Annotated in this window: 24 protein-coding genes; 11 read left to right on the top strand and 13 right to left on the bottom strand. The window is 73.9% G+C overall.

Annotation, left to right across the window (positions count from 1 at the left end):
- The first annotated feature begins 181 nt into the window (after positions 1–181).
- Positions 182–1,075, top strand: a complete 894-nt coding sequence (locus QP090_RS07925) for a RecB family exonuclease (protein WP_285937866.1) — start codon at positions 182–184, stop codon at positions 1,073–1,075.
- Between the two features lie 76 nt (positions 1,076–1,151).
- Here the strand turns inward: QP090_RS07925 and QP090_RS07920 are convergent, their stop codons facing one another.
- Together QP090_RS07920 and QP090_RS07915 are read right to left on the bottom strand one after the other, a co-directional pair.
- Positions 1,152–2,060 carry an oxygenase MpaB family protein gene (locus tag QP090_RS07920; protein ID WP_285937865.1) on the bottom strand — a complete coding sequence of 303 codons (909 nt, stop codon included), beginning with the start codon at positions 2,058–2,060 and terminating at the stop codon, positions 1,152–1,154.
- A gap of 133 nt (positions 2,061–2,193) precedes the next feature.
- On the bottom strand, positions 2,194–3,072 hold the full coding sequence (locus QP090_RS07915; protein ID WP_285937864.1) for an alpha/beta fold hydrolase: 879 nt from the start codon (positions 3,070–3,072) through the stop codon (positions 2,194–2,196).
- 77 nt (positions 3,073–3,149) lie between these two features.
- On the opposite strand from QP090_RS07915, the gene QP090_RS07910 reads away from it, so the two are divergent.
- Positions 3,150–3,884 (top strand): glycerophosphodiester phosphodiesterase, encoded by a 735-nt coding sequence (locus tag QP090_RS07910; RefSeq protein ID WP_285937863.1) that lies wholly within the window; start codon positions 3,150–3,152, stop codon positions 3,882–3,884.
- Positions 3,885–3,949: 65 nt separating this feature from the next.
- On the opposite strand, the gene QP090_RS07905 is transcribed toward QP090_RS07910, so the two are convergent.
- The gene (locus tag QP090_RS07905) at positions 3,950–6,028 is read right to left on the bottom strand and encodes a phosphocholine-specific phospholipase C (protein ID WP_285937862.1); all 2,079 of its coding nucleotides are present in this window, start codon (positions 6,026–6,028) and stop codon (positions 3,950–3,952) included.
- Positions 6,029–6,193: 165 nt separating this feature from the next.
- Positions 6,194–7,705 (bottom strand): DEAD/DEAH box helicase, encoded by a 1,512-nt coding sequence (locus QP090_RS07900; RefSeq protein ID WP_285938604.1) that lies wholly within the window; start codon positions 7,703–7,705, stop codon positions 6,194–6,196.
- On the opposite strand from QP090_RS07900, the gene QP090_RS07895 reads away from it, so the two are divergent.
- The 3 genes from QP090_RS07895 (at position 7,616) to QP090_RS07885 (ending at position 11,202) form a co-directional block, all read left to right on the top strand.
- A complete protein-coding gene (locus QP090_RS07895; protein ID WP_285938635.1) occupies positions 7,616–7,801 on the top strand; it encodes a hypothetical protein in 186 nt (61 codons plus the stop codon). The two genes, QP090_RS07900 and QP090_RS07895, sit on opposite strands and share 90 nt — an antisense overlap.
- 567 nt (positions 7,802–8,368) lie before the next feature.
- Entirely contained in the window at positions 8,369–9,169 is an 801-nt protein-coding gene (locus QP090_RS07890; protein WP_285937861.1) for a hypothetical protein, read from the top strand.
- Between the two features lie 134 nt (positions 9,170–9,303).
- Positions 9,304–11,202, top strand: coding sequence for a protein kinase domain-containing protein (locus QP090_RS07885; RefSeq protein ID WP_285937860.1), 1,899 nt, complete (start codon positions 9,304–9,306; stop codon positions 11,200–11,202).
- Between the two features lie 46 nt (positions 11,203–11,248).
- Here the strand turns inward: QP090_RS07885 and QP090_RS07880 are convergent, their stop codons facing one another.
- The 6 genes from QP090_RS07880 to ligD (QP090_RS07855) form a co-directional block, all read right to left on the bottom strand.
- Complete coding sequence (locus QP090_RS07880) at positions 11,249–11,485, bottom strand: DUF3107 domain-containing protein (protein ID WP_285937859.1); 237 nt, start codon at positions 11,483–11,485, stop codon at positions 11,249–11,251.
- A 138-nt stretch (positions 11,486–11,623) separates the two neighbouring features.
- The gene (locus QP090_RS07875) at positions 11,624–12,244 is read right to left on the bottom strand and encodes a TetR/AcrR family transcriptional regulator (protein ID WP_285937858.1); all 621 of its coding nucleotides are present in this window, start codon (positions 12,242–12,244) and stop codon (positions 11,624–11,626) included.
- Between the two features lie 175 nt (positions 12,245–12,419).
- Positions 12,420–12,614 carry a hypothetical protein gene (locus QP090_RS07870; protein WP_285937857.1) on the bottom strand — a complete coding sequence of 65 codons (195 nt, stop codon included), beginning with the start codon at positions 12,612–12,614 and terminating at the stop codon, positions 12,420–12,422.
- 15 nt (positions 12,615–12,629) lie between these two features.
- Positions 12,630–13,985: a dihydrolipoyl dehydrogenase family protein gene (locus QP090_RS07865; RefSeq protein ID WP_285937856.1), complete on the bottom strand. Its 1,356-nt coding sequence runs from the start codon at positions 13,983–13,985 to the stop codon at positions 12,630–12,632.
- A 106-nt stretch (positions 13,986–14,091) separates the two neighbouring features.
- Positions 14,092–14,991 (bottom strand): non-homologous end-joining DNA ligase, encoded by a 900-nt coding sequence (gene ligD, locus QP090_RS07860; protein WP_285937855.1) that lies wholly within the window; start codon positions 14,989–14,991, stop codon positions 14,092–14,094.
- Entirely contained in the window at positions 14,981–15,955 is a 975-nt protein-coding gene (gene ligD / locus QP090_RS07855) for a non-homologous end-joining DNA ligase (protein ID WP_285937854.1), read from the bottom strand. Before ligD (QP090_RS07855) ends, ligD (QP090_RS07860) begins: the two co-directional genes overlap by 11 nt.
- 113 nt (positions 15,956–16,068) lie before the next feature.
- Between ligD (QP090_RS07855) and ku the strand changes: the two genes are divergently transcribed.
- Complete coding sequence (gene ku, locus QP090_RS07850) at positions 16,069–17,004, top strand: non-homologous end joining protein Ku (RefSeq protein WP_285937853.1); 936 nt, start codon at positions 16,069–16,071, stop codon at positions 17,002–17,004.
- Positions 17,005–17,035: 31 nt separating this feature from the next.
- On the opposite strand, the gene QP090_RS07845 is transcribed toward ku, so the two are convergent.
- The 3 genes from QP090_RS07845 to moeZ form a co-directional block, all read right to left on the bottom strand.
- A complete protein-coding gene (locus tag QP090_RS07845; RefSeq protein WP_285937852.1) occupies positions 17,036–17,797 on the bottom strand; it encodes an SGNH/GDSL hydrolase family protein in 762 nt (253 codons plus the stop codon).
- Between the two features lie 166 nt (positions 17,798–17,963).
- Positions 17,964–18,269: a hypothetical protein gene (locus QP090_RS07840; RefSeq protein ID WP_285937851.1), complete on the bottom strand. Its 306-nt coding sequence runs from the start codon at positions 18,267–18,269 to the stop codon at positions 17,964–17,966.
- Between the two features lie 369 nt (positions 18,270–18,638).
- Positions 18,639–19,820 (bottom strand): adenylyltransferase/sulfurtransferase MoeZ, encoded by a 1,182-nt coding sequence (gene moeZ, locus QP090_RS07835; protein ID WP_285937850.1) that lies wholly within the window; start codon positions 19,818–19,820, stop codon positions 18,639–18,641.
- 599 nt (positions 19,821–20,419) lie between these two features.
- Between moeZ and QP090_RS07830 the strand changes: the two genes are divergently transcribed.
- From QP090_RS07830 to QP090_RS07810, 5 genes are all read left to right on the top strand, one after another.
- Positions 20,420–21,199 carry a hypothetical protein gene (locus QP090_RS07830; protein ID WP_285937849.1) on the top strand — a complete coding sequence of 260 codons (780 nt, stop codon included), beginning with the start codon at positions 20,420–20,422 and terminating at the stop codon, positions 21,197–21,199.
- Positions 21,200–21,282: 83 nt separating this feature from the next.
- The gene (locus QP090_RS07825) at positions 21,283–22,503 is read left to right on the top strand and encodes a S8 family serine peptidase (protein WP_285937848.1); all 1,221 of its coding nucleotides are present in this window, start codon (positions 21,283–21,285) and stop codon (positions 22,501–22,503) included.
- Between the two features lie 93 nt (positions 22,504–22,596).
- Entirely contained in the window at positions 22,597–23,358 is a 762-nt protein-coding gene (locus QP090_RS07820) for a hypothetical protein (RefSeq protein WP_285937847.1), read from the top strand.
- Entirely contained in the window at positions 23,352–24,560 is a 1,209-nt protein-coding gene (locus QP090_RS07815) for a S8 family serine peptidase (protein ID WP_285937846.1), read from the top strand. Before QP090_RS07820 ends, QP090_RS07815 begins: the two co-directional genes overlap by 7 nt.
- A gap of 52 nt (positions 24,561–24,612) precedes the next feature.
- On the top strand, positions 24,613–24,921 hold the full coding sequence (locus QP090_RS07810; RefSeq protein ID WP_285937845.1) for an MGMT family protein: 309 nt from the start codon (positions 24,613–24,615) through the stop codon (positions 24,919–24,921).
- The last annotated feature ends 76 nt before the right edge of the window (positions 24,922–24,997 follow it).

Raw genomic sequence — 24,997 nt, 5'->3', positions numbered from 1 at the left:
GGCCGCCGAAGGCCGGTTCGCCGCCGACCGACCCGGCGACTGCGACCGACCCGCCGACTGCGACTGACCTGGCGACTGCGACTGACCCGGCTGCCGACGGCCGGCCCGGTTGCCGGGCGACCGAACCGGGCGGCTTCGCCGGCCGTCCGACCACAGACCGACCCGCCAGGGAGCGCTGACCGTGGCCCCAGAGCAGCTGGGCTTCGAGGGCATGCCGCGCAAGCTCTACTCCTGCACGCCGTCGCGGCTGAACACCTGGCTCGACTGCCCGCGGCGCTACCGGATGACCTACCTCGACCGGCCGATGCCGTCCAAGGGTCCGCGGTGGGCGCACAACAGCGTCGGCTCGAGCGTGCACAACGCGCTGGCGGCCTGGTGGAAGCTGCCGCGGCCCGAGCGCACCCCCGAGATGGCCGGCACGCTGCTGATCCGCGGCTGGCTGACCGACGGGTTCCGGGACGAGGCGCAGTCCGCCGGGCAGCGCGACCGGGCCCGCGAGATGGTCGAGCGCTACGCGGCCAGGCTCGACCCGTCCGACGAGCCGCTCGGCGTCGAGCGGACGGTCGCCACCCGCACCGAGCAGATCGCGGTGTCGGGCCGGATCGACCGGCTCGACGCCCGCGGCCCCGAGCTGGTCGTGGTCGACTACAAGACCGGACGGCACGTCCTCACCGCCGACGACGCGCGGGGCTCCCTCGCGCTCGCGCTGTACGCGGTGGCCGCGTCTCGGGTGCTGCGCCGTCCGTGCCACCGGGTCGAGCTGCACCATCTGCCGTCCGGCGAGACCGCCGTCTGGGAGCACACCGACGCCTCGCTCGACCGGCACCTGCGCCGGGCCGAGCAGATCGCCGCCGAGGCCGCGGCGGCCGACGAGGCGTACAGGACGCGCCTCGGTCCCGTCCCGAAGCCGCGTTCGGGCGCGCAGCCGGCGATCGACCACGCCCCGTACGACGAGGTCTTCCCGCCCCGTCCGGGCAACCTGTGCTCCTGGTGCGACTTCGCCCGGCACTGCCCGGAGGGGACGCAGGCCGCCCCGCGCAAGGACCCTTGGGCCGCCCTCCCCGTCGAAGCCTGACCCGCCTGAGCCCGCGCCCGGCCCGTGAGGGTTCGGTGAACGCCTCGCGGGCCGGATGCGGGATGCGGGCCGGGGGTCAGGCCGGGATGAGGGCGGGGCGCTGGGGCCAGCGGCGCGGGTCGCGCAGGCCGTACAGGCCGCGGCCGAGGTCGTAGCCGTCGGCCGCGAGGCGCTGCCGGGCCCGGTCCAGCATGTCGCGGGTGGGCTTGGCGAACGCGTAGTCGTGCAGCCGCTCGGGCACCGCGCTGATCGTGGTGCGGAACGAGCGCAGCGCGGCCGTGACGGCCGGCTGGGGCACCTCGGGCAGCGCCCCGTACATCTGGCGGGCCCAGTCCGGCAGCGAGTAGTAGCAGAGCGCCCCGAACGGGAAGTAGCCGGGCTTTCCGGGATTGAGGAACTTGAGGTTCTCCGGCATCGTCGGCCACATCAGGAACCGGACGGTGGCCGCGGCCTCCTCGGTGACGCGGAGCTGCGGGCGCATCTCGGCGAGGTAGGACTCCATCTCCGCGACGCCGCCGGGCACGTCCTCGGCGTGCAGGCCCACGTAGGTGGCGGTGTGGCGCTGCTCGTCGAGGTACCTGTCGGCCATCGCGGCGGTGAGCGGCAGCCCGGACCTGCGGGCCACCTCCAGGTAGGAGTAGACCTCGGCGCAGTGCACCCAGCGGAGCAGCTCGGGCTGGTCGAGGCGCTCCTTCCTGCCGGTGTCGTGGTTGAGGATGCGCAGGCTGCGGTGGATCCCGCGGACGCGGGCGGCCAGCTCCTCGATCTCCTCGTGGCCGCCGAACGTGGCCATGCCCACGAAGTCGGCCGTCCGCTGGAGCCGGCCGAGGGGGTCCTCCTGGAAGTTGGAGTTCTGCCAGACGCCCCACATGGCCATGGGGTGCAGGGCTTGCAGCATGAGGCTGCGCACTCCGCCGATCCACATGGACCGGTCGATGTGGACGCGCCAGGTGACGCTTTCGGGTGGCTGGACCGTCGCCGACATTCGCACCTCGCCAGCTCGTGGGGGAGGGGCTCCCCGCATCAGCGTGAGACAAACTGAAGTAAGTGTGTCATTACTCGGACGCGGGCGCACCCCCGGCCCCCTCCGGGCGGGCTCGCGGGGGCGAACGGTCAGGTCAGCGCACGCAGCGCTCGGCGTGGTTCCAGAAGTCGGTGAGCGCGCTCGCGGTGGTCTCCGGGGCGTCCACGGCGGGCGAGTGCGCGGCGCCCGGGATGACGACCCGGTCGGCGTCCAGCCGCTCGGCCATCGCGGCCTGCTCGCGCGGATCCCAGACGTCGTCGTCCTCGCCGTACAGCACCAGCGTCCGGAGTCCGGTGTCCTCGGCCGTCTTGGCCAGCTCGTCGACCCGGTCGGGCGCCGACAGCAGTTCGCCGGCCATGGCCACCAGCCCGGCCTCGGAGTTGCCGAGGGTGCGCCGCTTCAAGAAGCCGACGATCTCCGCGGGCAGCCCGCGGCGGGCCGCGTCCGGCTCCATGCTGAGCGCCCAGATCTGCTCCATGCCGAGCTGCGGCAGGGCGTCGCGCAGCGCCCGCGCCTTGGCGGCGGCCTGGCCGGTCACCGCGGCCGGGCCCGAGCTCATCAGCGTGACCGAGGCGGGCGGGACGGTCCCGGCGAGCACCGTCTCGCGGGCCACCAGCCCGCCGAAGGAGTGCCCGACCAGGTGCACCGGCTCGGGGCCGAGCACCTCGATCAGCGCGGCCAGATCGGCGCCCAGCGCGGACTTGGTGTAGGCGGCCGGGTCGTCCGGCCCCGCGGTCTCGCACTGCCCCCGCATGTCGATCGCCACGACGCGGCGGCCGGACGCGGCGAGCGTGTGCAGGACCGCGATGAAGTCCTCCTTGCTGCCGGTGTAGCCGGGCACCAGGAGGGCGGAGAGGCGATCGGGTACGCCCGACCCGGGGAGGGCCTCCAAAGCCGCGAAGGCGCCGCGGGAGGTCTCGACGGTCGTCCGGCGGACGCCGGGGGGCAGGGTCAGGAATCGGGGCGTACTCACAGGTCGCCACCATACTAAATCCGCCTCCGCGCACACCGGTCAACGGCCTTTGGTGGTAGCGTCCGTCCCGTGCAGGCATGCCGGTTCCCGTGTCCGGACGAGCCGTGCTGACGGCCGTGTCCGCGCACCGGCGCGACAGGGCGGGCCTGGCGGGGCTGCGCGAAGCCGTCGGCTCGGGCGCCGAGTACGTCGAGATCGACGTGCGCCGCACCGCTGACGCCCGGCTGGTCGTGCACCACGATCCGGCCGTGGCCGGCCTCCCGCTGAACCGCCTGACCTACGACCGGGTCCAAGAACTGTCCGAGCAGCCGGTGCCGCTGGTCACCGACGCCCTGGAGATCATGGCCGGCCGCACCCGCGGCCACCTCGACCTCAAGGAGCGCGGCTGCGAGCACGAGATGACCGGGCTCGCCCTGGAGGCGTTCGGCCCGGACGGTTTCGTGGTCACCACCGGGGAGGCCACCTCGATCGCCGAGATCAAGAAGGCGTTTCCGCAGGTCAAGACCGCTCTTTCGGTGGGCCGCAACCTCTGGGAGCGGGACGCGGTCAGCAACTTCGCCCCGCTGCCCTTCGTCCGCCGCGCCGGCGCCGACATGGTGGCGCTCAACCACCGGCTGGCCCGCATCGGCGTGCTGGGGCAGTGCGCCCGCGCCGGCATCCCCGCGATGATCTGGACGGTCAACGCCGAATCGCTGATGCGCCGCTTCCTCGCCGACCCGCGGGTGGCGGTGCTGGTCACCGACCATCCGTCCGCCGCCTTGACGCTCCGCGACCGCTACCGCCCCCGCGACCGCCCTCGGGACCGCGACTAGGTGTCCCCGGGCAGTACGACCAGGGCGCGCGGACGTACGTGGAGGGGCGGCGCGGGGGAGGTCCGCTAGCCGGAGACGCTCGCCCGGCCGTTCTCCAGATGGCCCATCAGGCGGCGCCGGAACGCGGTGTCCTCGGCGGTCTTGATCTCCACGTCGTACCAGCCGTGCCGGGTCCGCCACTGGACGGTGGCGCGGCGGCCGGGCGCGACGGTCACCTTCCGGGCGGCCGTGCCGTACGCCAGCGCCGCGAGCGTGAACGTGAGCGGACGGGACCCCGGGTTCGCCAGTGTGATCACGAGATGTCGGGCGTCCGCCGTCCCGGCCGAGGCCACCGCCGCCGTGGCCGCCGGTCCGGCCGTCGCACCGGCGAACTCGCGGCGGAACCCGTTCGCCCCGGTGAGGGTGAGCCGGTAGTGGCCGCCCGCGGGCGTGATCCGCTCTGTGCGCCGTCCCGACACGTCGAAGTGGCGCGGGGTGCCGAACTCCTTCGCGTACGGGTAGAGCGCGAAATGGGACGGGCGGGCGCCCCGTCCGTCCAGGGTGACGGTCAGCGCGCCGCCCTCCAGCCGCGCGGACGCCTCGGGCCGGTACGGGAGGGGCCGGGCGGGACGGGTACCGGGCTCGGGCGCCGGGCCCTTCTGCGCGACCGGGGGCAGCGGCGGCCAGCGGAAGTGGAACTGCGGCGGCTTCCCCGGCCGCGCCGGAGTCTGCGGGCGGGCGGCCCGCTGGAAGTCGAACGCCGAGGTCAGGTCGCCCGCGACGGTGCGGCGCCAGGGGCTGATGTTGGGCTCGCGGACGCCCAGCCACCGCTCCAGGAACCGGATCGTGGAGGTGTGGTCGAACACCTCCGAGCACACGTGGCCGCCCGCCGACCACGGCGAGACCACGGTCATCGGGACCCGGAAGCCCAGCCCGATGGGCTTGCCGTCCACGTGCTCGCCGTCCGCGTCCGCGGGCGGCAGCGGCGGCGGGACGTGGTCGAAGTAGCCGTCGTTCTCGTCGAACAGCAGGAAGACCGCCGTCGACTCCCAGACGCTCGGGTGTGAGGCGATCGCGTCGAGCACCTGGTAGGTGATGCCCGCGCCCTGGATCGGGCTGCCGGAGCCCGGGTGCTCGGACTCGGCGGCCGACGCCACGATGTAGGACACCTCGGGCAGCCGCCCCGCGGCGACGTCGGCCCGGAACGCGGCGCCCAGCGTGCCGCCCTCCACCCGCCGCAGCGCCCGCTCGAACAGCTCGCGCTCGGCGGCCGGCAGCGCGGCGACGCCCTGGTCGAGGGCGGCCAGCAGCCGTTTGCGCTCGTCCGCCCCGGCCTTGCCGACCGCGCCGTAGAAGTCGGTGAGGCTCTGGTACGACCCGGCCGGCGCGAGCGCCTTCCGCATGATCTTCTTGAACGTGGTCAGGAACTCCAGCGAGTTGTCGGTGAAGTTGTCCCACTCCTGGTAGACGCGCCAGGTACGGCCCGCAGCGGAGAGCCGTTCGGCGTAGGAGGTGAGGGCGTAGCCGGGGTGGGTGGCCTCGGCGTAGGCGTCGTTCTCGATCGCGCGGCGGCCGTCCGGCTCGGACCCGATGGTGCCGGTCCAGTGGTAGGTCCGGTTGGGGTTGGTCGGCCCGAACACCGAGGAGTGGTAGGCGTCGCAGATGGTGAAGGTGTCGGCCAGCTCGTACTGGAACGGCAGGTCGCGGTGGTCGTAGTGGACCATCGTGGGCATCAGCTTGGCGGCGATCCAGCCGTTGTGCCAGCCGTTCCCGCGGGCCCGCTGCCCGCCGTCCCAGGAGTGGTCCAGCCCGGAGATGTAGTTGACGTCGGTGAGCGGGCCGTGCCCGATCGCGTCGCGGGCGAGGAACGGCTTGACGTGCCGCAGCAGGCCGGGCTGCTCGAACACCGGATGCCCGTCGGGCAGCTCGACGGCGTTGCGGTCGGCGAATCCGCGGACCCCGCGCAGCGTGCCGAAGTAGTGGTCGAACGAGCGGTTCTCCTGCATCAGGAAGACCACGTGCTCGATCGCGCCGAGCCCGCCGGGCGGGAGCGGGCGGGCGAGGGCGGCGTGCACCGAGGGGGGCAGCAGGGAGGCGGCGGCGGCGCCCCCGGCGACGGCGGCGCCGGAGGCGAGGAGGGAACGGCGGGACGGGCCTGTGCTCATGCCGAGTAGCGTCCGGCCGCATGATTACGGGAGGGCTGCGATCGGATGTCGCCCCGATAACGAACATGAAAGACATTCATGCTGACCGGGCGTACCGCGAGACCACGGGTGGATTCTCGTGATCTCGCAGTGGCCGGGCCCGGGGCGCCCGAAGGCGCCCGCGGGTCAGGCGGTCGGCGATGCCTCGGCGGCTGCCGGGGCGCCGTCGCCGGACGGCTTGCCGGCACGGGTCCGGCGACGGGGCCGGCTCCGCTTGCGCTCGGTCGCGGCCTGGTCGGACGCGGCGTTCTGGCCGCCGTCGTCCTGCCCCGGGCCACTGCCCGCGGCGCCCGCCGTTCCGGAGGCGGCCTTGGTGCCGGACGTGCTCGCCGCCTTCGGCTCGCCGCCGTCCGCGCCGTCCGCGCCGGCCTCGACGGGCCTGCCGCCGCGGGTCCGGGAGCGGGGGCGCTTGGTGCGCCGCCGGGGCCGCTCGCGCTCCTCTTCGTGATCGCGGTCGTTGCCGCGGTCGTGGCCGCCGCTCCGTCCGGTCGAGCGGGTCTTGCCGGTCTCGCCGATGTCCTCCAGCTCCTCGGCGTCCAGCCCGGCCCGCTCGCCGCGCTGCTCCTTGGGGAGCTTGCCCTTGGTGCCGGCCGGGATCCCCAGCGCGGTGAAGAAGTGCTCGGAGGTGGAGTAGGTCTCCTCCGGGGTGGCGAACGGCAGGTCGAGGGTGCTGTTGATCAGCTTCCACCGGGTCAGGTCGGCCCAGTCGACCAGCGTGACCGAGATGCCCTCCTTGCCCGCGCGACCGGTGCGGCCGATGCGGTGCACGTAGGTGTCGGCGCTGTCGGGGCACTCGAAGTTGACCACGTGCGTGACGTCGTCCACGTCGAGCCCGCGCGCCGCCACGTCGGTGGCGACCAGCACGTCGATCTTGCCGCTGCGGAACGCGCGGAGCGCCCGCTCGCGCTGGCCCTGCCCGAGGTCGCCGTGCACGGCCGCCGCGGAGAACCCGCGCTGGACGAGATCGGCGGCGACCCGGTCACAGGCCCGCTTGGTCTGGCAGAACACCATGGTCAGCCCATGGCCCTCGGCCTGGAGCAGCCGGGCCACCATCTCGGGCTTGTCCATCTGGTGCGCCTGGAAGACGTGCTGGACGACCTGCGGGGTGGCCTCGGACTCGCTGTGCGACTCGGCCCGCACGTTGGTCGGCCGAGTCAGGTAGCGGCGCGACAGCGCCACGATCTCGCCCGGCATGGTGGCCGAGAACAGCATGGTCTGGCGCTGCTTGGGGATCCGCTCGACGATCCGCTCGATGTCGGGCAGGAAGCCCAGGTCGAGCATCCGGTCGGCCTCGTCGAGCACCAGGATGCCGACCTGCGACAGGTCCAGGTGCTTCTGCTTGACCAGGTCGAGCAGCCGGCCCGGGGTGCCGACGACGACGTCGACGCCCTCGCGGAGCGCCTCGATCTGCGGTTCGTAGGCCCGCCCGCCATACACCGACAGCACGCGGCTGCCGAGCTTGCCGCCGGCGACCAGCAGGTCGTCGGTGACCTGGAGGGCCAGTTCACGGGTCGGCGCGACGACCAGGGCCTGCGGCTTCTTGCCGCCGTGCTCGATGCGCTGGAGCAGCGCCGCGCCGAAGGCGAGCGTCTTGCCGGTGCCCGTGCGGGCCTGTCCGATGATGTCATGGCCGCCCAGCGCGATCGGCAGGGCGAGCTCCTGGATGGGGAACGCTTCGACGATGCCCTCGGCTCGCAGGGCATCGGCTATCTCGGGTACGACCCCGAGTTCTAGAAAGGTAGTCAGGGCTTTCAGCCTCCAAAAGTGCGGGGTCCTCGCTCCCCGGTGCGGCGCTGCTCGGTGCCCGGCGGGGCCGGATGCCGATGGGCCAGGCCGTTCAAGGACACGGTCCGTGCCGGTCGGGCTCGGCGTCTGTCGCGGGCCCGCCGGTCGCTTTCCGTGACCGCGCGCTCGCGCGGGAGGGACCAGCCGTCGATCAAATTTCTCGGCGACCGCAGTCAGGGGTTGAGATGCAGTCACTCGCTGTGGCTGCGTGCGGTCACACTCCGCCACGCAGTGTACCGACCGTTGATTGTCTACACCAATAGCCGATCACCAGTGTTAACGGTTCCCCCTCGCGTGGTATTCCATGCCCCCCGTCCGGCAGGCCTTGCCAGGAACGCACACGGGACGTCCGGACGGGCCGGACGGGGCCGGTGAAGCGGCCACATCCGGACAAAAGATGGCGCTAATGGATCTTCCGTTCGACGGTCCGGACCCCCGTTCCGGGTCGGATCCTGACATTCTTGGATCCGCCAGAATCCGCGGGAGCACCCGGGACGGCGAGAAGAACGGAGACGTATGCGGGCGAGGTTGAAGGGCGTGCTGGCCGTGGCGGCGGTCGCCGCGACGGTGGCCGGGGCGTCCGGCTGCTCCTCATCGGACGGCGCGAAGGGGCGGGGGAGGCCGGCCGACGGCCCGCTCGTCGAGCAGGACAACACGTCCCATCCCGAGCAGAAGGTCCAGCTCAAGAACGCCCAGTACGTGAAGATCGCCGGGCTGCCCGACGCCGCCGCGGCCAAGCGGCTCGACCAGGCCCTGCGCAGCCCCCTCGACTGGGCGGTCCAGTGGGCCGGCGCCACCCTGCTCAAGGAGCAGCGCGCCGAGTGCGGGGGGCGTTCCAGCGTCATCCAGACCAACGTGCGGATGGGGCTGCGCGGCGAGGTGGTGTCGGTCGCCAACGCCATCCAGATGGTGCCCTGCTACGACGGCGAGGGCGGGCTGCCCACCGTCCCGGTCACCGTCGACCTCAAGGCCGGGAAGGTCCTGGAGCCCGAGGACCTGTTCACCTCCAAGACGCTGGGCGAGGACGGGCTGAAGAAGCTGTTCGACCGGCTGTCGGGTCCCAAGGACGACTGGACGGACTGCGAGCTGGAGGTCCCGCAGCGCAAGGACTTCTCCCCGGGCAAGCGCGACGGCGACCCGATCGAGTCGCCCGCGCCCGCCGGGGTGCTGTTCACCCCGCAGGGCATGGAGCTCATCTGGTCCACCACGGGCACCGACTGCAACAACTTCACCTTCACCGCGCCGTACTCCAAGGTGAAGGACCTGATCAAGCCCGAGATCTACCCCCGCCTCCTCGCCGCGGCGGGCGCGAAGTGACCACCCGCCCGGCCTGGGCGGACGGGACGCGCGACGCACCGGCGAGCGGACGGACAGGGCGACGGGCGACGGACAGCGCGACGGGCGCGGACGGTCGAACCGACGGGCGAACGGACTGACGGGCGGGTGTGCGGATGGGCGATCGATGGCGGGTCGAGGGGTTCACCGAGGTCCGCGAGCTCGGCTCGGGCGCGCAGGGCCGGGTCGTGCTGGCCCGCCACGCCACCGCCGGCACCCCGGTGGCGATCAAGTACCTGACCCGGCGGGACGGTGACGAGGCCGCGGTCGAGCGGCTGCGCGACGAGGCGGTCATGCTCGGCCGGGTGACCGACCCGCACGTGGTCCGGCTCTACCGGTTCGTGTCCGGCACGGACGGCTGCGCGCTGGTGATGGAGGCGGTGAACGGGGTCCCGCTCCGGACCGTCCTGGCCGAGCACGGAACGCTGGCGCCCGAGGCCGCGCTGACCGTGCTCAAGGGGTCGCTGCTGGGCCTGGCGGCGGCGCACGACGCCGGCGTGGTGCACCGCGACTACAAGCCCGCGAACGTCGTCGTCCAGGCCGACGGGCTGAGCAAGCTGATCGACTTCGGGATCGCGACGTTCGCCGGGGAGGGCGCCGGGGCCGGCACGCCCGCCTACATGGCCCCCGAGCAGTGGCGGAAGCGCCCCGCCTCGCCCGAGACCGACGTGTACGCGGCGACCTGCGTGTTCTTCGAGTGCGTCACCGGGCACCGCCCGTACGCGGGCGGCGACGTGGCGGCGCTGGCGGCGGGTCATCTGAGCGGGCCCGTCCCGGCCGGGGAGGTACCGGAGGCGCTGCGCGACCTGGTCGCCCGGGGAATGGCCAAGTCCGCTGAGGACCGTCCGCCCGGTGCCGCGGCCTTCGTCGCCGAACTGGAGACGGCGGCCCGCGCGGCGTACGGCCCGGACTGGGAGCGGCAGGGCGTGCGCGCCCTGGCCGGGGCGGCGGTGGCCCTCGCGGCGGTCTTCCCGCTGATCGCCGCGGGCCTCGCCCCGGCGGGAGGCGCCGCCGCGACCGCGGTGGCGGCGGGCGGCACGGCGGCCGGCGGGGCTGTCGCAGGCGGGGCGGCGGCCGGCGGCACTGCGGCCGGCGGGGCGGCGGCGGGCGGTACCGCGGCAGGCGGGGCGATGGCCGGGGGCGGCGGGCTGCTGGCGGCGACCGGCGCCAAGGTCGCGGTCGCGGTGGCCGCGTCGGCGGCCGTCGCGGCGGGCGGCGCCGGGGTCTACGCCGTGAGCGGCCCCCAGGGCGGCCAGGATGGACGGCCCACGGTGCGGGCCGCCGCGATCACCGTCACCAGGGCCGGGCACACCAGGACGTTCAACCGTCCGGCGACCGAGGTCAGGCTGAGCTACCCGCGCGTGTCAGGCCTCGGCCGCCCCGCCGTGGAGGCGGCCGTCAACAAGGTGCTGAGGAACGCGGTGGAGGAGATGGCCGATGACGTCGCCGGCGACATCGCGTCGTTCAGCGGGCCCTCGGACCGGCCGACCCCGTTCCGCCCGTCCGACTCGTACGAGACCGGGATCACCGGCCCGCGGCTCTTCTCGGTGCGTTATCAGTTCACCGATACCCAGAGGAACACGGGCTCGCCGTTCACCGTCAACGCCGACCTGACCACCGGCCGGAAGCTGGAGACGCGCGACCTGCTGCTGCCCGCGGTGATCACCACGGCGGGGGCCCGCACGCTGACCCGCCTGCTGGAGCGGTACGGGCCGGGCGGCGGCTCGCTGTGCGAGCAAGGAGGATCGGGCTTCAAGGAGAAACCCTGGGAGACCGATCCGACGACCCCCCGGGACCTCTCCGCCGAGAACCTCTCGAAGGGGACGGACCTGCTGCTGGGCAAGCGGGGGGCCGAGTTCCACATCCCGCTGTTCGACCTGGGCTACAGCATGGCCTGCGTCCGGTCGCGGACGCCGATCGTGGTGCCCTACGAGCGGCTGCGCGACGTCCTGCGGCCCGATGTCCTCGCCGCGGCCGGCGCGCCGTCCGGTACGCCGTCACCAAAGCGCTCCTGACCGTACGCGGGGCGCGGGGGGCGGGGCGCGGGGGGCGGGCGCGGGCTCAGGGGCGCTGGGAGCCGCCGAAACCGACGGTGCGGCCCTCCTCCTCGGTGATCTCCAGGTAGCCGACCCGGTCGGCGGGGACGACCACCCGGCCGCCGCGCTGGTCCTTGAGCACGAAGACGCCGTGCTCATCGGCCAGCGCGTCGGCCAGCGCCCGCTCCACCTCGTCGGCGGACCGCGCGGTCTCGACCACGAGCTCCTTGGGCACGAACTGGACGCCGATGCGAACCTGCACGCGATGCTCCTGTGTCCATCCGCCCCGCCGACGGCCGGCGGGGGCTGCCCCCGATGGTCGCACGGAGATCACCGGATCCGCGGCCCGGCGGCTTCGCCCCGAGTGAAACCGGCCCGGAACGGCCGTGGGGCGCCCCGGTCAGTTCGGGAGGGGGAAGCCGGAGATGCCGCGCCAGGCCAGCCGGGCGATGATCTTCTCGGCGGTGTCCTTGGAGATGGCCCGGTGCTGCGAGAGCCAGTAGCGGGCGCTGACCTCGGCCATGCCGACCAGGCCCATGCCGAGCAGGTGCGCCTCGTCGGCGGGTGCGTCGGTGTCCTCGACGATCACCTGGGCGATCATCTCGGCGCACTGCTGGTTGGCCCGCTCGACCCGGGCCCGGACCGGGGCCACGTTGCGCAGGTCGGACTCGAAGACCAGCCGGTACGCCTCGCCCTCACCCGACACGAAGTCGTAGAACGCCTGCATGCTGGCCTGCACCCGCAGCTTGTTGACCGAGGTGGACTCCAGCGCGTCGCGGACGGTCTTGACCAGTGCCTCGGCGTGCTCGTCGAGCAAGGCCAGGTAGAGCTCCAGCTTGCCGGGAAAGTGCTGGTAGAGCACGGGCTTGCTGACGCCCGCTCGTTCGGCGATCTCGTCCATCGCCGCGGCGTGATAGCCCTGGGCGACGAACACCTCCTGGGCCGCGCCGAGCAGTTGCCTGCGGCGCGCCAGTCGCGGCAGTCTCGTGCCACGGGGGCGGGCGTCCGGGGTCGCGGTCACCACACTCTCCGATCACCGAATCAGTGCGACGGTCAGAGGGGTACCCGTCGCGGGGAATCAATCCCATCATCCTACGCGCCGGTAACCTTGCTGGTCACCAACAATGCCGAGGACGTTCCTCGCATTCGCCCTCTCCTTCGTCCCCGCCACCGCCCGCCCGCCGCCGCTTCCGGGGTCAGCGGTAGTCCTCCTCGTCGATCTCGACCACCCGCTTCTGCTCGGCGGCGTCGGCCTCGTCGACGTCGTCGGGGACCTGCTCGGGCCACTCGTCCCGGTCCTCGCCGTCCACCAGGGCGGCCCGCTGCTCGGCGGCGTCGGCCTCCTGCGCCTCGTCCGGCGTCTCGGGCCCGGTCTCGCTGGTCTCGCTCATCACGCGTCCTCCCCCTCAGAGGCGTCCGGCCAGTTCCCGGAGCGGCGCCTCGATCGATTCGCCGAAGGTCGGGAACGCGTGCACGACATCGGTGAGCAGGCTCAACGGCGTCTCGGCACGGATGGCCAGTGCGATCTCGCTCATCCACTCCTCAGCGTAGAGCCCGGCGGCGGCGGCGCCGATCAGCAGCCCGCTGGAGCGATCGGCGTAGAGCTCCACCCGGCCCGGGCCTTCGGCCTCCACCCTCGCGCGGGCCGTCGCGGCCAGGTCGTACCCGGCCGTGAGCAGGTCCAAGCCCAGTTCGGCGGCCCGCCGGGGCGGCAGCCCCACCGAGTAGACCGTCGGCGTCGTGTGGACGACCCGCGGGATCGCCCGGTAGTCGGCCTCCCGGTGCTCGCCGAGCACGTTGGAGACGACCACGCGCGCCTGGTAGCGGGCGGCGTGCGCCGTGCGGGCGACGCCGGTCACGTCGCCGGCGGCCCACACCCCGCCCGGCGCGTCCTCCCCGGCCGGCACCCGGCAGGTCCCGTCCACCGGCAGCGCGCGGCCGGGCTCGACGGGGACGCCGAGCGACTCCAGACCCAGCCCGTCCACCTGGGGACGGCGTCCGGCGGCGACCAGGACCCGGTCGGCCTCGAGCGTCCCGCCGTCCGACAGCCACAGCCGCGCCCCGGCGTCCTCGCGCTCCATCCGCGCGACCCCGGCGCCGAGCCGCACGTCGACGCCCATCCGGCGGAGCGCGCCCGCCAGCGCCTCCCCGGTGAAGGGCGCCTCGTCGGTCAGCAGCCGCCCGGCCTCCTCGACGATCGCGACCTGGGAGCCGAACGCCGCGTACACCTGGGCCAGCTCGCAGCCGACCGGGCCGCCGCCGAGGATCACCAGCCGGCGCGGCAGGTCGGGCAGGGCGAGGGCCTCGTCGCTGGTCCACGTCGGCACCTCGGCCAGCCCGTCGACGGCGGGGACGGCGGGTTCGCTGCCGGTGCACACGACCAGGTCGGTGAACCCGTGCTCGGTCCCGCCCACCTCGATCAGGCCGGGCCCGGTGACCCGGCCCCGGCCGCGCAGCATGGTCACGCCGTCGCCCGTCAGCCGCGCCGCCGCGCCGTCGTCGGCTCGGTGGCGGGCGGCCTCGTCGCGGCGGGCGACGGCCAGCTCCCAGGTCTCGCCGCGCCGCGCCGACAGCAGCAGCGACTTGGACGGCACGCAGGCGTAGTACGGCGACTCCCCGCCGACCAGCCGGTTCTCCACGAGCGCGACGATCCGTCCGGCCCTGGCAAGCTGCGAGGCCGCGAGCTCGCCCGCGCTGCCCCCGCCCAGCACCACGACGTCGAAGCGATGGTTCTGCGACACCTTGCTCAACTCCTCGGTCACGCTGTTCCCGCCTGCACATGGTGACGGAAGGTGGCGCCGGAGAGTGCCGGTTCGAACACATACGGCGGCGCGGAGGTGAACGAATCGTCAGGGGAGGGCCGCACCGTCAGGGGAGGGGGCGGCGCTCCCTGAACAGCGGTTCGAGGAGATCGCCGTGCTCGTCCACCCTGGCCAGCGCCTCGTCGGGGGCGAACGCCAGATCGGCGGGCGCGCGGCAGCGGCCGACCTCGTCCCAGGTGACGGGGGTGGAGACCGACGGGCTCGCGGCGGCGCGCAGCGAGTACGGGGCGACGGTGGTCTTGGCCGGGTTGTTCTGGCTCCAGTCGACGAAGACCTTCCCCGTGCGGAGCCGCCGCTCCATCTTGCTGACGACCAGGCCGCCGTGGTCGGTGGCGAGCCGCTCGGCGGCCTCCTTGGCGTACTCGGAGGTCCGGTCGGTCTCCTCGACCGGCACGTAGAGGTGCAGGCCCTTCTTGCCGCTGGTCTTCGGGTACGACTCCAGCCCGTCGGCGGCGAGCAGCTCCCGGAGCAGCCGGGCGACCTCGCAGGCGTCCACGACCGTCGCGGGGGCGCCCGGGTCCAGGTCGAACACCATCAGGTCGGGACTGCGCAGGCCGCCGCGCGGCCCCACCCGCCACTGCGGGACGTGCAGTTCGAGCGCGGCGAGGTTGGCGCACCACACCAGCGTCGGCAGGTCGGCGACCACGACGAAGTCGAGCGTGTCGCGGCCCCGCGAGCTGCCCGGCGTCGGGATCGTCGCCGTGCGCACCCAGTCCGGCGTGTGGGACGGCGCGTTCTTCTCGAAGAACGACCCGCCGTCGACGCCGTCCGGGTAGCGGATGCGGGTCGCCGGACGGTCCGCGAGGTGCGGCAGCAGCACCGGCGCGATCCGGGCGTAGTAGTCGATGACCTCGCCCTTGGTGAAGTCGGGGTAGAGGCTCTTGCCGAGGTTGGACAGGGTCAGCTCCCGCCCGTCCACCTCGACGCCGACCTTCTCAGAACTCACCGACCACCTCGTGCGGATCCTTGTCGTCGCGCAGCCCGCGCCACGACGGGTGGCGCAGCCTGCCGTCCCTCGTCCGGGCGCTGTAGGCCACGTCCCCGACCAGGCGCGGTTCAACCCACTGGGCGTCGCGGGCGACCTCGCGCGGCACCTCCTCGTCGAACGGGCTGGACGGCCGGCGCAGCGGCCACAGCGCCTCGTACAGCTCGTCCAGCGCCCGATCGCTGAAGCCGGTGCCGACGTGCCCGACGAAGCACAGCCGGCCCTTGCCGTCGTACTCGCCGAGCAGCACCGAGCCGAAGCCGCCCTCGCGCCGCCCCTTGCCGGGCTTCCAGCCGCACACGATCGCCTCCCGGGTGAGGAAGTTCTTGACCTTCCGCCAGAAGTCGACCCGGCGGCCCGGCCGGTACGGGGAGTCCAGGCGCTTGGCCATCAGCCCCTCGAGATGCTGCTCCTGGGTGAACTCCAGCAGCTCGGCGACCTGGGCGGCGTCGCCGCCGTGCAGGTACGGGGGCACCTCGACGGAACCCGCGCCGGCCAGGTCCAGCTCCGACAGCAGCGCGCGGCGGTCGGCGTACGGCACGTCGTAGAGCTGCCTGCCGTCCAGGAACAGCAGGTCGAACACCACGTACCGGACCGGGACCTCGCGGATCAGCCGGGTGTCCGGGCGGGCCACGTGCATCCGGCGCTGGAGCCGCTCGAAGCTCGGCCGCCCGTCGTCGAACGCGACCACCTCGCCGTCCAGCGTCGCGTCGTGGTGGGGGAGCAGGTCGGAGAGGCCGGACAGCTCGGGGTAGCGGCCGGCGACCTCGCCGGCCCGCCGCCCGCCCGCCCGCACGCCGTCGGCCGAGACGTGGGCGAGGACGCGGACGCCGTCCCACTTGACCTCCAGACCCCAGCGGCCGGTGTCGCCCGGAAGGTCCCCGGTCGCGGCCATCATCGGCTCGACCGGCCACGGCATGGTCATAGTCGGGTCCTACCCGATGGCCGATCCCAAGAAAAGGATCAACGGATCGTTGTGGCATAAATCGAACGGGATTGCGACGCTAAGGGCAGGAGCACGCTGGGTAAGGAGAGATCATGCGCAGTATCTGGAAGGGCGCCATCTCGTTCGGCCTGGTGACCATCCCGGTGAAGGTCTACTCGGCGACCGAGCAGCGGGACGTGTCCTTCCACCAGGTGCACCGCCAGGACGGCGGGCGGATCAAGTACAAGCGGGTGTGCACGGTCGACGGCGAGGAGGTCACCTACTCCGACATCGCCAAGGGCTACGAGCTGCCCGGCGGCGAGATGGTCGTGCTCACCGACGAGGACTTCGCCGACCTGCCGCTGTCGTCCAGCCGCCGCATCGACGTGCTCCAGTTCGTCGACCGCGCCGAGGTCGACCCGATCTACTTCGCCAAGTCCTACTACCTGGAGCCGGACCAGCAGGGCGCCAAGCCGTACGTGCTGCTGCGCGACGCGCTGGAGGGCTCCGGGCAGGTCGCCATCGTCAAGATCGCGCTGCGCCAGCGCGAGTCGCTGGCGACGCTGCGGGTCCGCGAGGGCGTCTTCGTCCTGGAGACGATGCTGTGGCCGGACGAGGTCCGCGCGCCCGAGTTCCCGTTCCTGGAGGAGGACATCGAGGTCCGCAAGCAGGAGCTGACGATGGCGTCCTCACTGATCGAGAGCATGGAGGGCGACTTCGACCCGGGCGAGTACAAGGACGCCTACCGCGAGGCGCTCCAGGCGGTCATCGACGCCAAGGTCGAGGGCCGGGAGGTCACCCGGCCCGAGGCCGAGGCCGCCGAGGAACCCGCCGCCGACCTGCTCAGCGCCCTGCGCGCCAGCGTCGAGGCGGCCAAGAAGGGCCGCGGCGGCGGCGCCGAGAAGCCCGCCGCCCGCTCGTCGTCGTCCTCGTCGCGGAAGCCGTCGGGGAAGGCCGCGTCCGGGAAGGCCGCGTCAGGGAAGGCGCCGTCGAGCAAGAGCGGTGCGAAGAAGACCGAGTCCAAGCCCCGCGGACGCAAGTCCGCCTGACCCTCCGCACGGGCACGCGGGCGGACGCGGATCAGTCGGGCGGCGCCAGCGTTGGGCGCTTCGCGGTGACGGTGTCGCCGGACGACCGGCCGCGCACCCGCCGTGCCACCCAGGGGGCGAGGTGGGCGCGGGCCCAGCGCAGATCGAACAGCATGCGGGCGCCGCGGCCGAGTTCGGGCAGCGGCTCCAGTCCGGGTTCGCGCCAGTCGCCGGCGTCCGCGACGCCGAGCGACTCCAGTGTGGCGAGCGCGACGCGGCGGTGCCCGTCCGGCGACATGTGCAGCCGGTCGACGCCCCACATCCGCCAGTCGCGCAGGACGTCCATCGACCACTGGTCGACCACGTGCGCGCCGCGCCGGACCGCGATGGCGCGGAGCTGCTCGTTGTAGACCGCGACCCGTCCCCGGGTGCGGCGGATCACCGCCGAGCCGACCGGGTCGACCCCGGTGAACAGCACCACGTCGGCGCCGGCGGCGCGCAGCCCGGCCACGGCGGCGTCCATCCGCCCGGCCAGGTCGTCGACGTCGGTCCCGGGACGGAGCAGGTCGTTCCCGCCGCCCGACACCGACACCAGGTCGGGCTTCAGATCCAGCGCCGCCGGGAGCTGCTCTTGCAGGACCTGGTCGAGCAGCCGCCCGCGGACGGCGAGGTTGGCGTAGGCGAAGCCGTCGGTGCGCGCGGCGAGTTCCGCGGCGACGCGGTCGGCCCAGCCGCGCCAGCCGCCGCCGGGCCGGGGGTCGCCGAGCCCCTCGGTGAAGGAGTCGCCGATCGCCGCATATCGCTTCCATGCCATGCGAGCATGCTATTTGACCTGCCCGAAGGCCGCTCAGTCCGGTGCTCTGGACGCAGTGCCCTGGACGCACTGCCCTGGACGCAGTGCCTGGACACGGCGGATGGGAATGCGGCGCCCTGAAGGAACGCGTGGTGCCCTGAAGGGAACGCGGTGCCCGGCCGGGCGCTCAGCGGTCGGAGCCGGAGGTCCCGAGGACCCGCCCGAGGAGGGCGGCGGCGCGGGCCGGGTCGGTGCACGGCGCGATCCGCTCGCCCCAGCCGTAAAAGTACGACCAGGTGTGGTCGGCCCGTTCCTGCGCGGCGATGACGTTCTCGTTCAGCGCCCGCATCTCGGGGTTGGCCACCAGCGCGGACGGCCAGCGGTCGGCCGGCGCGGCCACCTCGACCGTCCAGCCGCGGGAGCGCAGTTCGTCGGTCAGGCGCTCCAGATACCCGAGCGAAGTCTCGGCATCAGTGGTCACCTGCGTGGACATCGTGCCTCCAGAAAAGCGTGCAAAGAATCGAGAGAATGCCGCCGGGGCGTGAACTCACGTCGCGCGGGTGTTCGCGTGACGGTGTGACCCGGGAGCGCGCTCAGTCTCTCCCTGCGTGGGGGAGATCACAAGCGCTTTGCGTTTACTCGGCGTCCACATGCGCTTTTCGCCTAGGAGCGCCGACTCTGAGACCACCCTGCGTCACTCTATGTATCCGCTATATCACACTCCGAAACCATGGGGACGCGCGGCCCCGCCCCTCCCAGACCGGTGGACGCCCCCGCGGATCGGCGGACGCCCCGGACGGCCGGACGCCCCGGGCCGCGGGTGCGGCCCGGGGCGTCCGGGATGTTCGGAGTGTTCAGCGCGTCAGTAGGACGGCAGGCTCGGGTCGATCTGGTTGACCCACGCCAGCACGCCGCCGCCGACGTGCACGGCGTCGCCGAACCCGGCGCCCTTCACCACGGCCAGCGCCTCGGCGCTGCGCACGCCCGACTTGCAGTGCAGGACGATCTTCTTGTCCTGCGGCAGCCGGGGGAGAGCCGAGCCGTTGAGGAACTCGCCCTTGGGGATCAGCGTGGCGCCCGGGATCGAGACGATCTCGTACTCGTTGGGCTCGCGCACGTCCACCAGGAAGATGCCGTCGCCGCGGTCCTGCATCGCCTTGAGGTCGACCACCGAGATGGTGGAGTCCTTGGCGGCCTCGGTGGCCTCCTCCGACACCGCGCCGCAGAACGCCTCGTAGTCCTCCAGCAGCTCGGTCTGCGTCGGGTTCTTGCCGCACAGCGGGCACTCGGGGTCCTTGCGGACCTTGACCTGCCGGTAGGTCATCTCCAGCGCGTCGTAGATCATCAGCCGGCCGACCAGCGGCTCGCCGATGCCGGCCAGCAGCTTGATCGCCTCGTTCACCTGGATCGAGCCGATCGAGGCGCACAGCACGCCGAGCACCCCGCCCTCGGCGCACGAGGGGACCATGCCGGGGGGCGGCGGCTCGGGGTAGAGGCAGCGGTAGCAGGGGCCGTGCTCGGCCCAGAACACCGACGCCTGCCCGTCGAAGCGGTAGATCGAGCCCCACACGTACGGCTTGCCGAGCAGCACCGCCGCGTCGTTGACCATGTACCGGGTGGCGAAGTTGTCGGTGCCGTCGACGATGAGGTCGTAGCCGCCGAAGATGTCCATGATGTTGTCGCGGTCGAGCGCGGTGTTGTGCACCACCACCTCGATCAGCGGGTTGATCTCGCGGACCGCGTCCGCCGCCGACTCGGCCTTGGGCTTGCCGAGCGAGGACTGGCGGTGGATGACCTGGCGCTGGAGGTTGGACTCGTCGACGATGTCGAAGTCGATGACCCCGAGCGTGCCGACGCCCGCCGCGGCCAGGTACATCAGCGCGGGCGAGCCGAGCCCGCCGGCGCCCACGACCAGGACCCTGGCGTTCTTGAGACGCTTCTGCCCGGCCATGCCCACATCGGGGATGATCAAATGCCGCGAGTAACGATTGACCTCGTCACGGGTGAGCTCCGCTGCGGGCTCGACCAGAGGTGGCAACGACACGGTGAGTGCTCCTGTGCTGACGCTCGGCTGGTTCGGGGGGGCGGACGCCATCGTCCCTTCACCGCACAACCTTGCCATGCCCCCCGGAATTCCCCGAACCCCGGACCGTCGAACGCCCACGTCAGCCCCTACGTCCGCAGGAATGGAAGACCGAGACGCGGATCCACGAGGAGGCCGGGCGGATGCGGAACGGCTTCCGCCCGTAGCGCCGAGCGCCCCGGTCCCTGGCCGGTGTCTTACCGGCGGGCAGGGCGGAATGTGGTGAACCACAGCTAATCTTGACGGTTGTGGCGTTCCAGCCCCCCTCACAACAGCCGCCCTCACCGGGACCGCCCGCCGGTCCATCGGGCCCGCCGCCTGGCAGGCCGACCGGTCCACCAGACCCGTCGGCCGTTCAACCAAGCCCCCTACCTGGGCGAACAGGCCCACAAGGCTGGCCGCCAGAGCAGCAGGGCCGGCCGCCGGAGCAGCGAGGGTGGCCACCGGAGCAGCAGAGCCGTCCTCCGGGACATTCCGGCTGGTCGCCGGAGCAGCAGGGGTGGCGGCCGGAGTCGCAGCAGTGGCGGCCGGGCCCGCCGCCCGGTCACCCGGGCGCGCCGATGGCGGGCGGCCCGGACGCCGCGTCCGGGCGGGTCACGGTGCTGGGGCTGCGCAGCCGCCAGTGGATGGTCGTCGCGCTCGTGCTCGGCTGCTGCTACCTGCTGCTGAGCGCCGTCTCGCTCACCGGGGCGTGGGCGAGCCTGCACCGCGAGCCGACCAACGCCGAGCTGCAACGCGCCGCGAACGCCGAGGTGGCGCGGCGCTGGCAGGCGTGGCCCGCCGACCGGATCTTCCCCGACAGGCTCTCCTACAAGCCGGAGGACGGGGACGGGGAGTTCGCCACCCGCACCGGGATCGCCGCCTCCACCACCTGCGAGGACGCCGTCGACGCCGAGCTCGCCGCGACGCTGCGCAAGCACGGCTGCCGCGCCGTGCTGCGCGCCACCTACACCGACCACCTCGAGGGGGTCGTGGTCACGGTGGGCGTGGTGGCCTTCCCCGATCCGTGGCGCGCCGACCGCGCCTACCAGGAGACTCCCGGCGCGCGGGAGCCCGAGCAGTCCGGCGGAGTGCGGCCCGCGCTGCGCGCCGCCGCCTTCCCCGGCACCGCGTCCGGCCGGTTCGCCGACGCCGCCCGGCAGGCCCGCACCGCCGACCGCGGCGGCCCGTACGTGCTGCTGACCACTTCAGGCCAGGCCGACGGGCGTCCGGCCGCCGCGATCAAGAAGGACCGGCCCGCCGACCCGTTCACCCTCGCGCCGCAGATCGCGCACACGATCGCGCGGTCCCTGTCGATGCGGTCCCTGCCCGACTGCTCCAGCCGCGAGTGGCGGTGCTGACCCCGATGCGCGACGCACCGCTCAGACGTGATGCCCTCTCCGGGCGCACCCGTGCCGCCGCTGTCCGACCCCGTGGTGCCGGCGTGGGGCGCCGGGTCGGGGCGGCCAGGGCTCTCCTCGCGCTGGCCGTCGCGGCGGGCCTGCCGCTCGCGACCGCCGCGCCGGCGCGGGCCGACGAGGTCCGGGACCGGCAGAGCGCCATGCTGCGGACGCTCGGGATGGAGACCGCGTGGCAGACGACCAAGGGCTCCGGGGTGACGGTGGCGGTGGTCGACTCCGGCGTCGACCCCCGCCAGGCCGACCTCCGGGGATCGGTCATCAGCGGACCCAACATGCTGGCGGAGGTCGACGGCGCCACCAAGCCCGCCCGGCTGCACGGCACCAACATGGCCTCGCTCATCGCCGGGCACGGGCACGGGCCGGGCGGCGGTGACGGGATCATCGGGATGGCCCCGCAGGCCCGCATCCTGGCCGTCCGCGCGATCGGCGAGCGCGAGGACGCGAGCTACGGGGCCTACCGCTCGTCCGACAAGGCCGAGGGCGCGGTGGCGCGCGGGATCCGCTACGCCGCCGACCACGGCGCCGACGTCATCAACCTCTCCCTCGGCAAGTACGAGGAGGAGCCCGCCGAACGGGCCGCGATCGGGTACGCCATCGGCAAGGGCGTCGTGGTGGTCTCGGCGGTCGGCAACGACGGGGACCGCGGGCGCCGGCTCGACTCCGACGGGTTCGCGCCCTACTCCTACCCGGCCGCCTACCCCGGCGTGATCGCGGTGGCGGCCACCGAGCCGGGGCACCGCCGCGCGATGTTCTCCAACCGCAACTACTCGGTGCTGCTGTCCGCGCCGGGCGCCGGGCTGCCCGCGGGCGGCCCCGACGGCAAGTACTACATGAGCGACGGCACCAGCGACTCCAGCGCGCTGGTCTCGGGGATCGCCGCGCTGATCCGGGCCCGGCACCCCAAGCTGCCGCCCGCCCTCGTCGCCCAGGCGCTCATCGCCGGCACCCGGTACGGGCCCGCCGGGACCTACGACCCCGAGGTCGGGTTCGGCGAGGTCAACGCGCCGCGCGCGCTCGCCGCGGCGGACGGGCTGACCTCGTCCGGGACGGCCGGGGGCGGCAAGCCCGCCGCGCAGCGGTTCGGATCCGCCCCGGGCCCGGTCGACGTGATCGACCGTCCGGTGTGGGTGCGCCCGCTGATCGCGGTGGTGCTGGTGCTCGGCATCGGCGGCGCCGCGGCGGCGGTCACGATCGCGGTCGTCTTCGCCCGCCGCCACCCCCGCCCCACCGCCCGCGTCCCTTAACCGTGTCCCCGGGCCGCGTCCCCGGGCCGTCCCCTGACCAACCTCCCGGGCCGCGTCCGGTGTCTTGATCGTCTGTCGGCTACGCTCCGCCCCGTGTCGCGCGCCGAGATCTCAGCCCCGGACGCCGGTCGGGAGCCGCTCGGGGAACGGGCCGGGGGACGCCGGGTGCCCCTCGCGCTGGTGGCCGCCGCCGGATGCGCGACGGTGCTCAGCGTCGCCGGGGTGCGGTTGGCCGCCGAGCTGACCCGTGACCCGAGCCGTCCGGAACGGGCCGCCGCGGTGTCCGCGGAGGTGGCCCGCCGCTATCAGGCGTGGCCCTCCGGGCGCGTCTTCCCCGCGGAGATCCCCTACACCCTCGACCAGGGGTCCGCCGAGACCGCGCGCCGCGTCGGGATCGATACCGACACCCGGTGCGGCACGGCCGTCGACCAGCGGCTCGGCGCTTCCCTCGACGTCCGCGGCTGCCGTGCGGTGCTCCGCGCCACCTACCTCGACCAGCCGCAGGGGCTCGCGGTGACGGTCGCCGTGGTGGTCCTCCCGGACGAGGTGGCGGCGCGCGCGGTCGTCCCCTGGTTCCCGAGGGGCTCGCCGCGTCCCGGGCTGCGCGCGGTCCCCTTCCCGGGCTCGGTGACGGCCCGCTTCGGTGACGCGGCCCGGCAGTCCGCCGCCGTGGCGCAGCACGGCCCGTACGTGGTCGCCGCGACGGTCGGCTACGCGGACGGACGCCCCGCCCTGCGCGCCGGGCAGCAGCAGCCGGACCTGCCCGCCCTCGGCCCGCAGCTCGTCGAGGGCGTCCTGCGCCCGCTCACCGCCGCCGCGCCGGTCCGCTGCGACACCCCGGACTGGTCGTGCTGACCGCGCGCGGGCTGATGGCCGCCCTCGGCGCTGTCCTGTTCGCGGTCCCCGCCGTGTTCGGACCGTCCGCCCGGCCCGCCCGCGCCGATCAGGTGCGGGACGCGATGACGCCCGTCCTGGAGTCGCTGAACGTGCCCCGCGCGTGGGACCTCGCCGAGGGACGCGGCGTGACCGTCGCCGTGCTGGACTCGGGCGTCGACCCGGCGCAGGCCGACCTGGCGGGCTCGGTCACGTCCGGCCCCGACTACACCGAGGGCGCCAACCCGCCGGGGGTCGCGCCCAAGCGGCTGCACGGCACCAACATGGCCTCGATCATCGCCGGGCACGGCCACGGCCCCGGCGGCACCGCCGGGATGCTCGGCGTCGCGCCCGAGGCCCGGCTGCTGTCGCTGCGGGTGATCCTGGAGCGGGACGAGCCCGGGTTCGCGGCGTTCACCGAGGACGAGCGCTACGAGGGCACCATCGCCCAGGGCATCCGCTACGCGGTCGACCACGGCGCCGACGTCGTCAACCTGTCGCTCGGCCGCTCGTACCCGACCCGCCGCGAACGCGAGGCGGTCGCCGACGCGATCCGCCGCAACGTGGTGGTGGTCGCCGCGGCGGGCAACGGCGGCGCCGACCGCCCGGCGCGGCGCGGCGGGCACACCGAGTACTCCTATCCGGCCTCGTTCCCCGGTGTGATCTCCGTCGCGGCGGTCGACTCGGCCGGACGGCACGCGGGCTTCTCCAACCGGAACTCCGCCGTGGTGGTGTCGGCGCCCGGCGTGCAGATCATCGGCGCCGGGCCGGGGTCGCGGTACTGGATCGGCGACGGGACCAGTCCCGCGACGGCGTTCGTGTCCGGCATCGCCGCGCTGGTCCGGTCCCGCCACCCCGGGCTGGCGCCCGCGCTGGTCGCCCAGGCCATCGTGGGAGGGGCCCGGGGCCGTCCGGCCCGCGGCTACGACCTCGGCGTCGGCTTCGGCCGCGCCGACGCGCTCGCCGCGCTCACCGAGTCCGACCGCCTCGCGGGGGTCCGCACCGCCGGGGCCGGGCTGCCCGCCGCGCGGCGGTTCGGGACGGACGCGGTCCGTCCCGTGCAGGTCGTGCACCGGGCCGGCGGGCCCATCGTCGCGTACGCCGCGACCTGCGTCCTGTCGGGCATCGGCCTGGTCGCCGCCATCGCCCACCTGTTCCGCCGCCGCCCGTCCATCGACGAGTGACCGTGCAGCGGCAGCGGCAGCGGCGGCACCTGTGAAGCGCGAGAATTCTCAGATGCAGTCCGAACCTGACGAATACGCCGAGGCGGTCCTGGACGCCGTCGAACGGATACCGCCCGGCCGCGTGCTGGCCTACGGTGACATCGCCGAGCTGGTCGGGACCGGCGGGCCCCGCCAGGTGGGACGGGTGATGTCCCTCTATGGCGGCGGGGTGCCGTGGTGGCGGGTGGTGCGCGCCGACGGGAGCCCGGCCTCGGGGCACGAGGTCCGCGCGCACGAGGAGTACCGCGCGGAGGGAACGCCGCTGCGCCCGGACGGCCGCCGCGTCGACATCCGGCGGGCGCGCTGGGACGGCTCGACCTGAGAGCTGGGGCGGGCCGCCTGACCTGAGCGCTGAAACCGCACCTCAGCAAGGGGTTCGGGGACGTGCGGTACCGGCG

The organism is Actinomadura xylanilytica (assembly GCF_030283145.1).
GTDB classification, from domain to species: Bacteria; Actinomycetota; Actinomycetes; order Streptosporangiales; family Streptosporangiaceae; genus Spirillospora; species Spirillospora xylanilytica.
This window is presented reverse-complemented; position numbering and strand designations above follow the sequence as displayed.

Bases quoted from the DNA above. Each gene is read 5' to 3' on its own strand.
- QP090_RS07910 (WP_285937863.1), top strand. From the start codon at position 3,150: ATGCCGGTTCCCGTGTCCGGACGAGCCGTGCTGACGGCCGTGTCCGCG.
- QP090_RS07840 (WP_285937851.1), bottom strand. From the start codon at position 18,269: ATGTCCACGCAGGTGACCACTGATGCCGAGACTTCGCTCGGGTATCTG.
- QP090_RS07830 (WP_285937849.1), top strand. From the start codon at position 20,420: ATGGCGGGCGGCCCGGACGCCGCGTCCGGGCGGGTCACGGTGCTGGGG.
- ku (WP_285937853.1), top strand. From the start codon at position 16,069: ATGCGCAGTATCTGGAAGGGCGCCATCTCGTTCGGCCTGGTGACCATC.
- QP090_RS07870 (WP_285937857.1), bottom strand. From the start codon at position 12,614: ATGAGCGAGACCAGCGAGACCGGGCCCGAGACGCCGGACGAGGCGCAG.
- QP090_RS07890 (WP_285937861.1), top strand. From the start codon at position 8,369: ATGCGGGCGAGGTTGAAGGGCGTGCTGGCCGTGGCGGCGGTCGCCGCG.
- QP090_RS07920 (WP_285937865.1), bottom strand. From the start codon at position 2,060: ATGTCGGCGACGGTCCAGCCACCCGAAAGCGTCACCTGGCGCGTCCAC.
- QP090_RS07810 (WP_285937845.1), top strand. From the start codon at position 24,613: ATGCAGTCCGAACCTGACGAATACGCCGAGGCGGTCCTGGACGCCGTC.
- ligD (WP_285937854.1), bottom strand. From the start codon at position 15,955: ATGACCATGCCGTGGCCGGTCGAGCCGATGATGGCCGCGACCGGGGAC.
- QP090_RS07885 (WP_285937860.1), top strand. From the start codon at position 9,304: ATGGGCGATCGATGGCGGGTCGAGGGGTTCACCGAGGTCCGCGAGCTC.
- QP090_RS07845 (WP_285937852.1), bottom strand. From the start codon at position 17,797: ATGGCATGGAAGCGATATGCGGCGATCGGCGACTCCTTCACCGAGGGG.
- QP090_RS07905 (WP_285937862.1), bottom strand. From the start codon at position 6,028: ATGAGCACAGGCCCGTCCCGCCGTTCCCTCCTCGCCTCCGGCGCCGCC.